The organism is Paenibacillus sp. FSL L8-0663 (genome assembly GCF_038008125.1).
GTDB lineage: Bacteria > Bacillota > Bacilli > Paenibacillales > Paenibacillaceae > Paenibacillus > Paenibacillus polymyxa_D.
This window is the reverse complement of sequence record NZ_JBBOYM010000001.1, coordinates 2,433,753-2,451,444: the sequence shown is the minus strand read 5'-3', so window position 1 is coordinate 2,451,444 and position 17,692 is coordinate 2,433,753. Positions and strand designations below refer to the sequence as shown.

Genomic DNA, 17,692 nt, shown 5'->3' with positions numbered 1-17,692 from the left:
AAACGGATTTAAAAAACAAAGTCGATGGAATCCGGTGAGAAGCCTTCCGGCTGCTCGTCCGAGTTCACCTGGATATCGCCTAACAGCAAATCTGGATCGATTCCAATCTGGGACAGGATCGCTATCAAATCTCTGGTTAATCTCTCAATAGCGTCGGCTCCAAACAGCTTCGTGCAATATTCAAACGAACCCTTGATTTCCCCGTCTTCATCACTCATAGACAAGGTCAAATCGAATTTGGAGATGCTGTGCTCCTGAACATATGGACTGAAGGACAGCGTTTCTAGCTTCGTTTCCTGCGACTCTGTATTTTGCAGTACAAACATGGTGTCAAACAACGGGTTACGGCTTGCATCCCGTGCTACATCCAGCTTTTCCACCAACTCTTCCAGTGGATAATCCTGATGCTCAAAGGCTTGCAGCGTACGATCTCTGGCTTCCTGCAAGTAGCTGTGGAACGTTTGGTTGCCCTTCGGCTGATGCCGGATGGCTAGCGTATTGACGAACATTCCGATCAGTGGCTCCAGCTCAGGCAACAAGCGGCCTGCTACTGGCGTACCGATGATCAAATCGTCCTGACCGCTGTATTTGGACAGCAGAACGGTGTAGGCGCTCAACAGCACCATGTACAGTGTACTTCCGGTTTGTGTCGCAATTCGGTGCAGTTGCTCGGATACATTCGCGTCCACTGTAAATTCATACATCGCACCTTCGAAGCTGCGAACAGCAGGTCTAGGATAAGCAATTGGCAAATTCAGTACCGGCAACTCTCCAGCTAAATGCTCCAGCCAGAAGTGTTCCCGGCGTTGGTATGATTCACGCTGCATCTCCTGCTGCTGCCACACGGCGTAGTCTTTGTACTGAATTTGCAGCGGCTCCAATGCCTGTCCTTCGTACAGTTGTACCAACTCCTGCACGATATTGTTCGACGATACACCGTCTGAAATAATATGGTGCATGTCGTACATCAGGAGATGGCGCTCTGGTCCGGTTTGAATAAGACGGACACGCAGCAGTGGTGCCTGGCGAAGGTCAAAGCTGCGTACAAAGGACTCGATATAGGCATCGGCTTCGGACTCCCTGGCTTGCAGGTGCTCTACTGCAAACTCCACTTGATCGTACACCCGCTGTACGACCTCGCCTTCCAGCATTTCAAAGGAAGTCCGCAGCGTTTCATGGCGAGCTATTAACTGACGGAACGCATCCTCCAGCCGATCGGCCTGAAGCGGTCCCTCCACGGTTAATACACCCGGCATATTGTAGCTGAGATCCCCACCTTCCAGATGGCTCAAAATGTACAGTCTTTTTTGAGCCGAGGAAACCGGGTAGTATGCCTGTTGCGCCGCCGCAGGAATCACCGTATAGGTGTCTGTGCCGTGCGTTGCGATGAGCTGGGCTTGCTGCTCAATCGTAAAGTGTTGGAACACCTCACGCAGCGTAATCCGGCTGTCCAGTTCCTGATGGATTTTGGCCACCAGCGTCGTTGCCCGCAGGGAGTGCCCACCCACGTCAAAGAATGAGTCGGTGACTCCTACGCTGGACAGCTTCAAGACATCCTGCCAGATTTGGGCTAGCTTGGCTTCCAGCGGCGTCCGCGGTGCAACGTACTCCAGGCCTCCTTCGAGGCGTGCTTCCGGCGCCGGCAGCGCCTTACGGTCGATTTTCCCGTTCGGTGTCAGCGGGAAACGATCCAGTTGTACCACATACGTCGGGATCATGTAATCGGGCAGCTTCGGCTGCAGCGCATTCCGTAGCTCCGGCAAACTCAGGGACGCTGAAGCTATGATGTAGGCACACAGGTCCTTGTGTCCGTCTTCGTTTTCCCATGCTGTGACCACGGCTTTCTGAATGCCATCCACGGTCAGCAGCTGCGCCTCCACCTCACCCAGCTCGATCCGGTAACCCCGGATTTTCACCTGGTGGTCGATCCGGCCCAAATACTCAATACTGCCGTCTGGCATCCACCGTGCCAAGTCGCCCGTGCGGTACATCCGGTTTGCGTGAGTGCTGTCCGCTGGATCGGTTGCTGCCGCATCAGCGAACGGATTCAGGACGAACTTCTCTGCCGTCAGCTCCGGCAGGTTCAGGTATCCTCGTCCCACACCTGCACCCCCGATATAAAGTTCACCTGCGATACCGATCGGCACCAGCTGTTGCTGGCTGTTCAAGATGTACACAGACTGGTTCGCGATCGGCGTTCCGATGGATACCGTATGCTCCCCTTTTTCCAGCAATGCGTTCAGGGACTCCACATCTTCAATCGTATAAGCGGTCGCATCTACCGTCGTTTCGGTCGGACCGTACACGTTCGTAATCACCGGACGATACCCGGACCACTTGTGCAGGAACACTTGTACCAGCTGCACGGATAAGGCTTCGCCTCCGATCAGGTAATGCTTCACATCCGGCGCTTCGGTCACGCTGACGCTTTCGTTTAAAATATGCAGATGCGCAGGTGTGCCGTCCGACAGGTCGATCCGGTGCATACGGTAGTAGGCGATCAAATGCTCTCCGCTCAGGCTGACGTCACGGGACACCACATGCAGAGTGTGGCCTAACAGCAAGCTGGCAAAGATTTGCTTCACCGAAGCATCAAATACAAATGCTGACAGCCATGCGACATGAAGCGGCTGTTCGTAACGGCTGTATACTCGTTTCCATAAAGCATCTACCAGATTGCTAACACTGCCCTGCTCGATCATGACCCCTTTCGGCTGACCGGTGGTGCCTGACGTGTAAATCATATAGGCCAGGTTATGCGGGCCGGCGATAGGGATCAGGTTGCTCGCATCCTGTGCTCCCAATTGAGCTTGAATGTCCTCGTCATCCAAGACTACAGCTCGAACTGTGGATGGCAAGCTGAGTGACAGATGGGCAACTCTGCTTGTAATCACGACCTTGGCCCCACTGTCTTGGAGCATGTAGTCGATGCGCTCCTGTGGATACATCGTATCCATCGGCACATACGCGCCTCCGGCCTTCAGTACCCCCAGAATGCTCACCAGAATATCCGCAGAACGTTCCAGCAATACGCCAACCGGTTGATCTGCTTCGACCCCTTCCGCTCGTAACACACGAGCCAATTGGTTCGCACGCTCATTCAGCTCAGTGTAGGTCAGCGCGGTGGCCCCAGACACAACGGCTATCCGCTCAGGGTTGCGCTCAGCTTGCTCTTCAAAGCGTTCGCTGAGCGAACGGCCTTGTAATGCTCCAAGCACGCTATGCGCATTCGGATCATTGAATACCTTCAGAATCTGCTCGGTTTCTTCTGTTGTAATCAACTCCAGCTCACCCAGCTTCGCATCCGGGTTCACCGCCACGGCTTCGACCAAGCGAACAAAGTGACGCGTCATCCGTTCTACCGTTTCGCGCTCGTACAACGCAGTTGCATACTGCAATCCGAGCTGGATACCTGCCTCGTCCTCTCTGGCTTCCAGCGTCAAATCAAACTTCGCTGGCGTTTGTTCCAAGCCGTATGGACGGAAGCTCAGATCTGCCAGTTGCAGTTCGCCTTCCTCAGTGGTTTGCAGGGTAAACATCGTATCGAACAGCGGATGGCGGCTCATATCCCGCTTCACATTCAGCTTTTCCACCAGCTCCTCAAATGGGTAGTCCTGATGTTCATAGGCTTGCAGTGCACAAACTTTCACTTCTTCCACGTAACTGCGGAAGGTATGTTCCGCTGTCGGATAGTTTCGCAATGCCAACGTACCGACGAACATCCCGATCATCGGCTCCAGATCGGCATGTGGTCGTCCGGCAATCGGTGTGCCGACTACAATATCTTCTTGCCCGCTGTATTGGTGTAAGAGCGCGGTGTACGCCGCCAGCAGCACCATATACAGCGTAGAGCCTGTGTACGCCGCCAGTTCCTTCAGGCGTTCGCTAGCTTCGCGCTCCAGCCCGAACACCACCGTATCGCCTGCCGTACTTCGTACCGACGGACGGGCAAAGTCTGTCGGTAGATCCAATACAGGCAGTTCACCCCGGAAGGTGCCCAGCCAGTACGCTTCCTGACGTTGCATCCACTCTTGATGGGCTTCGCTTTGCTGCCATACCGCATAATCCTTGTATTGTATCCGCAATGGCGAAAGCTCTTCACCGTCGTATAAGCGGACAAATTCATCGGTCAGTACTCCCATGGACACGCCATCCGAGACGATGTGGTGCATATCGAGCATGAGTAAATGCTGCGATTCCTGCTCGGTTCCTTGTACGCCCAAATCTACCAAGCCTACCCGCAGCAGCGGAGCAGCTTGCAGATCGAACGGACGGACAAAGCGGCGTACCAATGCCTGCGTTTCTGGGCTGACTACCATATCTGCGGCCATGTCTGTATGCGCAGTCCTATCTTCGGCCTGTACCTTCGTATATTCCACCACAAATGGTACAGTATCCTCGATCCACTGCATCGGCTCACCGTCCACCAGCTCAAAGCGAGTGCGCAAGGTCGCATGGCGGGCGACCAGTTGACGGAACACGTCCTCCACTCGCTTCACGTCCAGCGGACCACTCACTTGCAGCACTGACGGCATGTTGTAGTTCACATCATTCGGGTCGAACTGATGCAGTACATACAATCGTTTTTGCGCCGAGGAAAGCGGGTAGAAGCTGCGTTCTTCCGTTACCGGAATGGACGCATACGCCACTTGATCCAGACCTTCCATGACCGTTGCCAGTTGTTCAATCGTTGGCGCTTCAAAAATACTGCGCAGTGGAAGCGGCTTGTTCAGCTCCTTGTGAATTTTCGAGGCCAGCGTCGTCGCCCGCAGCGAGTGTCCGCCAATCTCGAAGAAGTTTTCCTTCACACCGACCTGCGCCAGACCCAGCACATCCTGCCAAATTTGCGCCAGCTTCACTTCTACCCACGTCCGCGGTGCGACATAATCAGCTCCGCTTTGCAGGTTGCCTTCCGGTGTTGGCAGTGCCTTGCGGTCGATTTTACCGTTCGGTGTCAACGGCATCTGCTCCAGCTGTACCAAATACGAAGGCACCATGTAGTTTGGAAGCTCCTCGCCCAGTAAGCTGCGCAGCTCACCAGCGCTCACTTCCCTTTCAGCAACATAGTACGCCACCAATTGGTTTTGCCCCTGTTCGTCCGCCTGGGCCAGTACGATGACCTCTTGTACATCCTCCACTTTCAAAATTTGTGCCTCGACTTCGCCCAGCTCGATCCGGTAACCCCGGATTTTCACCTGATGGTCGATCCGGCCCAAATATTCAATGTTGCCGTCTGGCATCCATCTGGCCAAGTCACCCGTACGGTACATTCGTTCGTAGCCGGCTTCACCAGCTGCAAACGGATTTGGTATAAATTTCTCAGCCGTCAGCTCTGGGCGATCCAGATAACCACGGGCCAGACCCGGACCGGACACGCACAGTTCACCCGCTACGCCTACCGGAGCCAAATGTCCATGCACATCCACCATGTACACCCGATGATTCGGTATAGGGCGTCCGATGGAAATGAGTTGTCCTGCTCTCTCGTCCTCGGATACCGGCCAGACGGACGTCGCCACCGAGTTTTCGGTTGGACCGTAGCCGTTGTAGTACGCCACCTGATCCTTCCACTTGTATACCAATTCTGTTGAGGATGCTGAACCCGCAGTGAACAGAACACGCAGGTATGGCATCCGCTCCGGCTCCAGATACACCGCATAGGTCGGTGGTAACGTCGCCACCGTAATCTGATGTTCTGTCATATAATGTTCGAATCTCTCATAGTCCAAAATCGTCTCTGACGTTGGTACATACAACGTGGCTCCGCAGAACAGCGCCTGGAAGATTTCCCAGCAAGCCGCATCAAACGAATAGCTAGCAAACAGCAACGTATGATCCGACGTGCGGATCTTGAGCGTCTGATCAAAATACGTTTTCAGATTGCATAGACCGCGATGCTCCAACATAACACCCTTCGGCTGCCCCGTCGTACCTGACGTATAAATGACATAGGCCAGATCGTTCGGACCAGACAACGGCTCCAGATTGGAACCATCCTCGTGATACACACCCTGTGCCCCATTCAGCACCAGCACGCTACCGTCGAAAGCCACTTTATCAACCAGATGGTTTTGCGTTAACAACAGCTTCGCACCCGAGTCGTCCAGCATGTAGCGGATACGCTCCTCTGGATAGGTCGGATCGATGGGCACATATGCGCCCCCGGCTTTTAAAATCCCGAAGATGCCCACGATCATATCCACCGACCGCTCGGTCATCAGACCCACCAAACGATCCTTCGTCACGCCTTGACTACGCAAGGTGCGCGCCAGACGATTCGCACGTTCATTCAGCTCGCGATAGGTCAGCTGCTCTCCTTCAAAGAACAACGCTGGCTGTTCCGGTGTCTGCGCCGTTTGTGTCTCGAACAAGCCATGAATCGTTTGCTCGCTTGGATACTCAGCAGCTGTATTGCCCCATACGGTGAGAATTTGCTCACGCTCCTGCTCACTTACCATATCCAGCTCCTGCACCCGAATGTCCGGCTTCGCTACCACCTGCTCCAATAGCTGTATCAGATGGCCCTGAGTCCGCTTCACGGCTTCACGATCATATAACTTCGCATTGTATTCAAATCGGATTTTCATCGCTTCCTGCGGCATGACAACCAGATTGAAATCATAGTTGGTTTGTTCAATCATGCCGGCATTGCGAATTTCAAAATCCGACGCTGCACCTTCCCCAAGTTGCTCGACCTGCTCCTCCACCGGATAGTTTTCAAACACGATAATGTGGTTGATCAGGTCTTGCTTTTGCTCGGTCAAGGCTTGAATTTCATACAGCGGATACGTTTCATAATCTTGAGAAGTCAGCGCCTGTTTCTGATTCGTTCTGATCAGGTCGGCAAAGGTATCGTCAGCCCCACTGCGGATACGTATTGGAATGGTGTTAATGAACAAGCCCACCATGTTTTCGATCCCCGAAATCTCCGCTGGACGACCCGACACTACACCGCCAAAAACAGCGTCGTCACTACCGTTGTACTTTTGGAGCAGCAATCCCCAAGCTGTTTGCAGCAATGTATTCGGGGTCACGTGATGCTGCTTGGCCACCATCTCCATACGCCCGGTCAAGTCTTTGCCCAGATCGCACAGCACATGCTCAAATTGTGCACCGTCCGCTTTCACGCCGACTTTTCCGGTCGGAATCGAAGTTTGCTGCTCATAGCCGAGCAAATAATCCTTCCAGTAGGAAGCTGCTGCTTCTTCATCCTGTGCTTCAAGCCACTCAATATACTGACTGTATGGAGTCACGGGGGCAAGCTTCGGCTGTCTATGCTCCACGGCTGCAAAATAAGCCTCAAACACCTCATCCGTGACTAAAGCCACACACCAGCCATCCATCAAGATGTGATGAGAGCTCCACACAAAATAATAATCCTCATCACCTGTTCGTAAAATCGCCACGCGCATCAACGCATCCCGGGACAAATCAAATCCGGCTGCCTTGTCCTTGCGAATAAATTCCTTCACATACGCGTCACGTTCCTGCTCATCCAAATGACGCAAATCTTCATATCTGAAACCAACCTCCTTGCGGCGGAAAATCACCTGCACAGGCTCATCCTGCCAACCGCTGATGAAATTAGCTCTAAAGATCTCATGCCGCTGCGCCAAATGATTCAAGCTATCTTGGAAAATATCCGCTTGGAAGCGTCCGTGCAAATCAAAGGTCGTTTGTTCAAAATAAGCCCCGGATTCTGCATCCATCAGACTATGGAACAACATGCCTTTTTGCATCGGCGTCAACGCATAGACATTTTCCAGTTCCCCGATGTCACGAGTCCGTTCTACCAATTGATCCAGCTCGGCCATCGTTACATGTTTAAGCATGACATCGCTTGGCGTCAGTTCTTGCTGTTTGCGGCCTACGCAATGCGTAATGATTTCCTGCAAGCTGGTTCTGAACTGTTCAGCTAACTGCTCCATCGTTTCATGGCGATATTCCTGCTTGCTGTAGCTGATTGTCAATTGCAGCTTGCCTTCCGAAATCAGTCCGTTCATATCCAGCGTGTGCGATCTGGCTGCATGGGCGCTAAGCTCTACACCGCTAGAGTAAGAAGAGTAAGGAGATACATCCATGGACTGGCTTTGCATATCTTGATCAAATTGTCCCAAATAGTTAAAACTGATTTCAGGTTCGGTCACAAAACGCTCTGGCTCACGTGCTGCGGACAGGTATCTCAACATCCCGTAGCCAATGCCCTTTTGCGGAATGCGGCGGAGTCCTTCTTTCACCTGTTTGATGCGCTGTGAAAGGTCTTGCCCCACGCTCATATCCAGCACCACCGGGAATTGGGTCGTAAACCAGCCCACGGTGCGCGTAATATCCAGTTCTGGCAAAATGGATTCCCGTCCATGGCCTTCCAGGCTCACGAGTACTCGTTCCAGGCCCGCCCAGCGATGAATCGTCAGTCCTAAGGCGGTAAGCAGTAAATCATTCATCTCCGTGTTGTAGGCACGATGCGCCTGTTTTAACAACTGCTCCGTTTCCTGAGCTGTCCACGTAACTGTCATGTTCTCGCTGTCCCTATTCAAGGAATGAGAAGGGGACTCGTCTTTTGGAAGCGGCTGATATACGCCATGTTCCATTTCCTTCCAGAATTCAAGTTCTGCTGCCATAGCCGGACTATTCGCATATCGAGACTGCCCATCCGCCCAGGTGCGGAACGAATCCGTTTTGTGCGGAAGGCGAGCCGTTTGTCCGTTCAATGCCTGCTCGTAGGCGGTTGTAATATCCTCGAACAAAATGCGCCAAGATACGGTATCCACCACCAAGTGATGAATCGCCATCAGCAAATGATCACCATCTGGGCAATGGAACAGCCCCAGTTTCACCAGCGGTCCTTCGCTTAACTGAATACCCGCCTGAATTTCATTCACTTTAGCCTCGATCGCCGCTGACACCTCAGTCTCATGGCTGAGGTCTATACGTTCCAGCGTATACAGCTCGCCCTCCCCAATTGCGCGATTCCAGGCTTCATATCCGTGCTCCGTAGGACGGAAAACGATCCGCAGTGCGTCGTGATGGCTAACGATTTGATCCATCGCCGTGCGCAGGGCCGGTTCATCAAAACCATCCTTGCTATGCAGCATGATGGACTGGTTATGATGATGAGCATCCGTCAGGTTTTGCTCAAAGAACCAGTGTTGAACAGGTGTCAGCTTCACAGCGCCCACCACTTCGCTTTGATCCGCCAATCGGGTCACCGATTGAACTTTCAGTGCCAATGCAGACACGGTTGGATGACTGAACAGGTCTTTCATCTCCAGTCGATAACCTGCTTGCAGCAATCGGGAGGATACTTGCAAGGCCTTAATCGAATCGCCACCCAGCTCAAAGAAGTTATCCTGCGCACCTACCGCTTCCACGCCGAGCACCCCGGCCCATACCGCAGCCAGTACTTGCTCCACCGTGGTACGCGGTGCCACATAGGCTGCACCCGTATGGATGCTTCCTTCCGGTTCCGGCAAGGCCTTACGGTCGATTTTACCGTTGCTGGTCAGCGGGATCGTCTCCAGTCGCATCAAACGTGCAGGCACCATGTGCGCTGGCAGTCCGGCTTCCAGTTCGGCCTGTACCTCCTCGATCCGCAGCTCAGCTTCTCCTGTGATGTATCCGCACAAGTACTTGTGTCCACGCTCATCCGTCCGGTCGATGACTACCGCTTGACGTACACCCGGCACCCGCTGGATCGCCGTTTCGATCTCGCCCAGCTCGATCCGATAGCCCCGGATTTTCACTTGATAGTCCATCCGGCCGATAAAGTCCACATTGCCGTCCGGCATCCATCGCGCCAAGTCACCTGTGCGGTATAATCGTTCACCTGGCACGAACGGATTGGCTACGAATTTCTCGGCCGTCAGGTCCGCACGGTTCAGGTATCCCCGTGCTACCCCAATTCCACCGATGCACAACTCGCCCAGTACGCCGATCGGCACCGGATTCAGCTGGCTGTCCACGATGTAGAAGCGTGCGTTCAGCCATGCCTGTCCAATCGGTACACTGCCACTGTCCGGCAGCTTCAACAGTTCTTCGTCGTAGAAGCTGGAGTCGATCGCCGCTTCCGTGACGCCGTAGCTGTTCATAATGCGGATATCCGCACCAAATCGTTCTTGCAGCACCCGATAATCCGTCACGCTGCAGCTATCCGAGCTGGTAATCAGCAGTTCCAGACTGCTCATGTCCAGTCCCTGCTCATATACATGCTGCATAAACGGTACGATCAAGGCCGGTGTCGATTCGAACACCGTAATCTGATAGTCGTGAATCCAGCCATACAGACGGCTTGGGTCAATCCGGTCGTCTTTCGGACAGATGACCATCGTTCCGCCGTTATAGAGCGTCCGGGCAATATCGCCGACGAACACGTCGAAGGAGAAGCTTGCCAGCTGCAGCAAACGTACCGGGAACTGGTTCAGGCGATAATCCCGACGATACGCCGCGGCGGTATTCACCAAGCTGCGATGCTCGATCATGACGCCCTTCGGACGTCCTGTTGTCCCCGACGTGTAGATCACATACGCCAGATCCTGCGGTTCGTTGATGTGATTGACGTCTGAGGTATCTCCGGTGTACAGCGACTCATCGTCCAGTGCCAGTACGGTGTGCAGACGCAGCCCTGTTGCGGGTTCGGATGTAGGTTGGCTTTCCTCGAGCCATGCCTGTGCACGCTCCTGCAAGCCGATTTGGGTCAACAGTACCGTCGCACCACTGTCCTCCAGCATGAAACGAATACGTTCGGACGGATAATCTGCATCCAGCGGCACATAGGCGCCTCCTGCCTTCCACACCGCCAGTACGCCAACCAGCATGTCGACCGAACGTTCACTCAAAATGCCAACAATCGACTCGCGTCCAATGCCTTCATTTCGCAGTCTACGGGCTAATTGGTTCGCACGCTCGTTCAGTGTGCGGTACGTCAGTTGTTGTTCCTCGTACACCACCGCCACATGATCTGGTATAAGCTGGGTCTGTTCTTCTACATAAGTATGGAATAAGCCTCCTGCTTCAGCAGTAACATCCGATACTCCCACATCTCCAAAGCCGTAGATGATTTGTGCCTTCTCCTCGACAGTTACCATATCCAAAGCTGCCAGTGGCTGCTGCGGATGAAGAGTAATCGCACGTACAAGTTCGGTAAAATGCTGTGCCAATCGCGCGATGGTCTCAGGCTTGTACAGCGCCGTGCTGTATTCCAGACTGCACAGAATGCCTTCCGGCTGCTCCACGGCATCCAAGGTCAGATCAAATTTGGCCGTATGATTGTCTGTCGGATACGTTTTAAAGGTCAGACCTTCCAGCTCGAACTCCTGCTGCTCAAATGTTTTCAACTCAAACATCGTGTCAAACAGCGCATTCCGGCTCGTATCCCGCGTTAAATTCAGCTTTTCAACCAGCTCTTCAAAAGGATATTCCTGATGTTCGTAAGCACTGAGCGCATGCTCTTTGACCTCTTGCAAGTAATCTAGGAACGTTTTGTCACCAGCCGGATAATTGCGGATCGCCAGCGTGTTGAGGAATACGCCTACCAAGCCCTCCAGCTCCGCATGCGGTCTTCCGGCAATCGGCGTGCCGACGATAATGTCTTCCTGTCCCGAATATTTATGCAAAAGCGTGCTATACGCGGCCAGCAATACCATGTACAAGGTGGAGCCGGTTTGCGCGGACAGCTGTTTCAACTGTTCGCTGTCCTCCAGGCTGATCGCAAATTCCAATCGCGCTCCTTCCAGACGCTGTACGACTGGTCTTGCAAAATCCGTTGGCATATCCAGCGCTGGAATGTCACCAGCCATCGTGTTTAGCCAATAGCTTTCCTGCTCACGAAGCCGCTCACTTTGCATATCTGCATGCTGCCAAACCGCATAGTCCTTGTACTGAATACGGAGTGGCGGCAGTTCCTTGCCTTCATACAATTGAGAGAACTCCTGCACGATAATTCCTTCCGTGACGCCATCCGAAATAATATGGTGCATGTCATAGAGCATGACGTGACGCTCCGGTCCGGTTTCCACCAGCTGAACCCGCAGCAATGGTGCTTGTGCGAGATCAAATGCGCGTACAAAGTCTTGGGCATACTGCTGGGTCTCTTCTTCGCTTGCCTGCACATGCTCCACGCTGAATGCGACGCCCGATTCAATCCGTTGAATCACCTCACCATCCACCATCTCGAATCGGGTTCGCAGGGCTTCATGACGGGCAATCAGCTGGCGGAAGGCTTGTTCCAGTCGCATTTTATCCAAGGAACCTTCGATAATCAACGCTCCTGGCATGTTGTAGCTAACCTCTCCACCTTCCAGGTGACTCAGCACGTACATCCGTTTTTGCGCCGAGGAAACAGGATAATATTCACGCTCCTCCACCACAGGAATAGATACATACGTTTGCTGGGTCTGATCTTCACCCATCAACTGCACCAGTTGCTCAATCGTCGGATATTGGAAAATATCTCGCAACGCCAGCTTGTGATTCAGCTCCTGATGGATTTTCGCCATCAGGGTGGTAGCGCGCAGAGAATGTCCTCCCACTTCAAAGAAGTTATCCTGGATGCCTATTTGATGATGATTCAGAACGCTTTGCCAAATACGTACCAACTGCTCTTCCAGCGGTGTGCGCGGTGCCACGTACGCCGTGCCTCCTTCGAGGCGCGCTTCTGGCGCAGGCAACGCTTTGCGGTCAATTTTTCCGTTCGGTGTCAGCGGGAAACGATCCAGTTGTACGACATAGGTCGGGATCATATAGCCCGGCAGTTTGGGCTGGAGTGTGCTGCGCAGATCCGGCAAATTCAGCGCCTCCGAGGCTACGACATACGCACACAGATCCTTGTCTCCGTCTTCGTTTTCCCAGGCGGTGACGATGGCTTTCTGAATGCCGTCCACGGTCAGCAGCTGCGCTTCCACCTCGCCCAGTTCAATCCGGAAGCCCCGGATTTTGACTTGATCATCCATCCGGCCGATAAAGTCTACATTGCCGTCCGGCATCCATCGCGCCAAATCGCCTGTACGGTACAACCGTTCACCTGGTACATACGGATTCGCTACGAATTTCTCGGCTGTCAGGTCTGCACGATTCAGGTAGCCTCGTGCCACCCCGGCTCCGCCAATGCACAGCTCACCCAGTACGCCGATCGGCACCGGATTCAGCTGGCTGTCCACAATGTAGAAGCGTGCGTTCAGCCACGCCTGACCAATCGGCACATGGCCGCTGCTTGGCAGCTTCGACAGCTCTTCGTCGTAGAAGCTGGAGTCAATCGCCGCTTCGGTGACGCCGTAGCTGTTCATAATGCGGATATCCGCACCAAACCGCTCTTGCAGCACTCGGTAGTCCGTCACGCTGCAACTATCCGAGCTCGTGATCAGCAGCTCCAGACTGCTCATGTCCAGCCCCTGTTCATGCACATGCTGCATAAACGGTACGATCAGGGCCGGAGTCGATTCGAACACGGTAATCTGGACATCGCGAATCCATCCGTGCAGACGGCTAAAATCAATCCGGTCGTCTTTCGGACAAATGACCATCGTGCCGCCGTTATAGAGCGTCCGCGCGATATCCCCGACGAATACGTCGAAAGAGAAGCTCGCCAGTTGCAGCAGTCGGACTGGGAATTGGTTCAGGCGATAATCCCTGCGATACGCCGCAGCCGTATTCACCAAGCTGTGATGCTCGATCATGACGCCCTTCGGCCGTCCGGTTGTCCCGGATGTATAGATCACATACGCCAAATCGTGCGGTTCGTTGATGTGATCGACGTCTGTCGTATCTCCGGTGTACAGTGACTCATCGTCCAATGCCAATACGGTATGCAGACGCAGCCCTGTTGCCGGTTCGGATGCTGCTTCGCTGTCAGACTTCGAATCTGATTTTGAGCCTAAGTTTTCATTTAGGCTGTCTCTTTCCATCGTTTCAGCACCAGCCGCTGTTTCCAACTCACCCTCAGTCTGCCCTCCGGCCAAGGCCTGTCGGCTTTCCCCAAGCCATATCTGTGCTTGCTCCTGTAAGCCGATTTGGGTCAACAATACCGTCGCACCACTGTCCTCCAGCATGAAACGAATCCGTTCAGACGGATAGTCTGCATCCAGCGGCACATAGGCGCCTCCCGCTTTCCACACCGCCAGTACGCCGACCAGCATGTCTACCGAGCGTTCACTCAAAATGCCGACAATCGACTCGCGTCCAACGCCTTCATTCCGCAATCTCCGCGCCAATTGGTTCGCGCGCTCGTTCAGTTTCCGGTAAGTGAGCTGCTCCTCCTCGTACACCACCGCCACATGATCTGGTACAAGCTGTGCCTGTTCTTCCACATAGGTATGGAACAGGGCTCCTGCTTCAACTGCGGCACCGCCCGTTACTCCCACTTCTCCAAAACCGTAGATGAGTTGCTCCTTTTCCTCAACGGTTACCATATTCAAAGTTGCCAGGGGCTGTTGTGGATGGTATGCAATAGCTCGAACGATTTCCGCAAAATGCTGTGCCAATCGCGTCATGGTCTCAGGCTTGTACAACGCCGTGCTATATTCTAGACTGCACAGAATGCCTTCTGGCTGCTCCACTGCATCTAAAGTCAGATCAAACTTGGCCGTATGATTTTCCAGTGGATAGGAGCTCAAGGTCAAACCTTCCAGCAGTAACTCCTGTTGCTCCAAGGTTTTCAACTCAAACATCGTGTCAAACAGCGCATTTCGGCTCGTATCTCTTGTCAAATTCAGCTGTTCAACCAGTTCTTCAAAAGGATAGTCCTGATGCTCATAAGCACTGAGCGCATGCTCCTTCACCTCTTGCAGATAATCCAGGAACGTTTTGTCGCTGGACGGATAATTGCGAATCGCCAGCGTGTTAATGAAGATACCCACCAGATTACTGAGCTCCGCATGCGGTCGTCCTGCAATCGGCGTGCCGACAACAATGTCCTCTTGGCCTGTATATTTGTGCAAGAGCGTAGTGTACGCCGCCAGCAGCACCATATACAGGGTAGCGCCTGTTTGCGAAGCCAGTTCTTTCAGGCGTTCACTAACCTCACGCCCCAGTGCAAACTCGATCGTATCCCCTGCCGTACTCTGCACCGCCGGACGGGCAAAGTCGGTTGACAGATCCAGTACAGGCACTCCGCCCCGGAAGGTGCCCAGCCAGTACGCTTCCTGACGCTGCATCCACTCCTGATGGGTTTCGCTTTGCTGCCATACGGCATAATCCTTGTACTGAATCCGCAATGGCGACAGTTCTTCACCGCCATACAAGCGGACAAACTCATCGGTCAGTACCTCCATCGACACGCCATCCGAAACGATATGGTGCATGTCGAGCATGAGTAAATGCTGGGATTCTTGCTCTACTCCTTGGACACCCAGATCCACCAAGCCTACCCGCAGCAGCGGTGCAGCTTTTAGATCAAACGGACGGATAAACTGCCGTACCCGTTCTTGTGCTTCCTGGCTAATCCTCGTGTACGTAGCTGTAGTTGTATCCATTCCTGTAGCTGTGTCCTGATCCGTATCCGTAATCACACTCTCTACCTGTACCTTCGTATATTCCACCTCGAATGGCACGGTATCCTCAATCCATTGCATCGGCTCATTGTCTACCAGCTCAAAGCGGGTACGCAAGGTTGCATGACGATCGATTAGTTGACGGAACACGTCTTCTACTCGTTTCACATCCAGCGGACCGCTCACTTGCAGCACTGACGGCATGTTGTAGTTCACATCACTTGGATCAAACTGATGCAGTACATACAGTCGTTTTTGTGCTGAAGATAACGGGTAGAAGCTGCGTTCTTCTGTTACCGGAATGGACGCGTACACCACTTGATCCAGACCTTCCAGAACGGCTGCCAGTTGTTCAATCGTGGGTGCTTCAAAAATACTGCGCAGGGGAAGCGGCTTGTTCAACTCCTTGTGAATCTTCGAGGCCAGTGTCGTCGCCCGCAGCGAGTGTCCACCAATCTCAAAGAAATTTTCCTTCACGCCGACCTGCGCCAGGCCCAGCACATCCTGCCAAATTTGCGCCAGCTTCACTTCCACCCACGTCCGCGGTGCGACATAATCGGCTCCGCTTTGCAGGCTGCCTTCCGGTGCTGGTAGGGCCTTGCGGTCAATTTTTCCATTTGGACTCAGCGGCATTTGTTCCAGTTGTACAAAGTAGGACGGCACCATGTAGCTTGGCAGTTCCCGGCCCAGCTCACTTCTCAGCTCGCTGGCACCGATCTCTTGTCCAGCAACATAGTAGGCCACCATTTGTTTTTGTCCCGTTTCGTCTGCACGAGCCATGACAACCGCTTCTCGCACGGACGCTACTTGGAGCAGCTGCGTTTCGACCTCGCCCAGCTCAATCCGGTAACCGCGGATCTTCACCTGATGGTCGATCCGGCCCAAATATTCAATGTTGCCGTCCGGCATCCATCTCGCCAAATCGCCGGTGCGGTACATCCGCTCATACCCGGCTTCCCCGCCGGCAAACGGATCTTTCACAAATTTCTCGGCCGTCAGCTCCGGACGGTTCAGATACCCACGTGCCACACCGACACCACCGATGCACAACTCCCCTGCAACCCCAATCGGCTGCAATTGCTCCGTGCCTTCCTTCACGATGTACAGGCGAATGTTTTGAATCGGTTTTCCGATCGGAATGACTGCATATTCTTCCGTCGGCTCGCAATCAAAGTACGATACGTCCACCGTCGCTTCGGTTGGACCGTACAGGTTGATCAGCTTCGCTCCGGTCAGGCTCGACACGAGCCGTTGGAAGCGAGCCACATGCTGTGGCGGCAAGGCTTCACCACTGGCAAAGACATGGCGCAGCGTTGCCAGTTTCGCTTGCATCACTTCCCGTGGCTGCTGCTCCACATACTCCAGGAACGCATGCAGCATGGCAGGTACAAAGTGCATCGTGCTCACTCCATCGCGGGCAATCGTGTCCACGATGTCTTCCGGGTTCTTTTCCCCGCCTACCGACAGCAAGCTCACCTTCGAGCCGACCAGCGACCACCAGAACAGCTCCCACACCGACACGTCGAACGTGAAGGCGGTCTTTTGCAGGATCGTATCTTCCGCACTCAAGCCGTACCGATCATGCATCCACAAAATCCGATTCAGCACAGAATGGTGCTCCACCATCACGCCCTTCGGTTTTCCCGTGGAGCCAGAGGTATAAATGACATAGGCGACATGGTGCGGTCCGGCCAGTGGCTCCAGATTCGAGCCGTCTTCGTGGTAAATGTCTTGGCCAGTCTGCTCCTGACGATCCAGCACCAGCACCTGGCCGTCGAAACTCAGCGATGCTTGCTCCGCCAGATGCGATTGCGTCAGCACCAGCTTCGCTCCCGAATCCTCCAGCATGAAGCGGATGCGGTCGGCCGGATATTCTGGATCAATTGGCACGTAGGCTCCGCCTGCTTTGAGGATCGCATAAATACCTACGATCATGTCCAGAGAACGGTGAGCCAGTATGCCTACAGGCTGATCCGGCTCGACGCCTTCCGCACGCAAAGTGCGTGCGAGTCGGTTCGCGCGCTCATTCAACTCCGCGTAGGTCAACGATTCCGATCCGCACAACACTGCTGCCTGATCCGGTGTATTCGCTGCCTGCTGCTCGAACAGTGCGCTTAGCGTTTGATCCTGCGGATAAGCTGCCGCCGTATCCCCCCAGACCTGAACGATCTGCGCCTGCTCTTCCGGTGTCACCAATTCCAGCTCATTCA

The 17,692-nt window shown here is 53.8% G+C and carries 1 protein-coding gene (running past one end of the window); it reads right to left on the bottom strand.

The window, feature by feature from the left end; translation table 11 throughout:
- Positions 1 to 8 precede the first annotated feature (8 nt).
- Positions 9 to 17,692: the 3' portion of a non-ribosomal peptide synthase/polyketide synthase gene (locus MKY75_RS11065; RefSeq protein WP_340885260.1), read on the bottom strand. It continues 24,637 nt past the right edge of the window; only the last 17,684 of its 42,321 coding nucleotides appear in the window; its start codon lies beyond the right edge, outside the window; its stop codon occupies positions 9 to 11.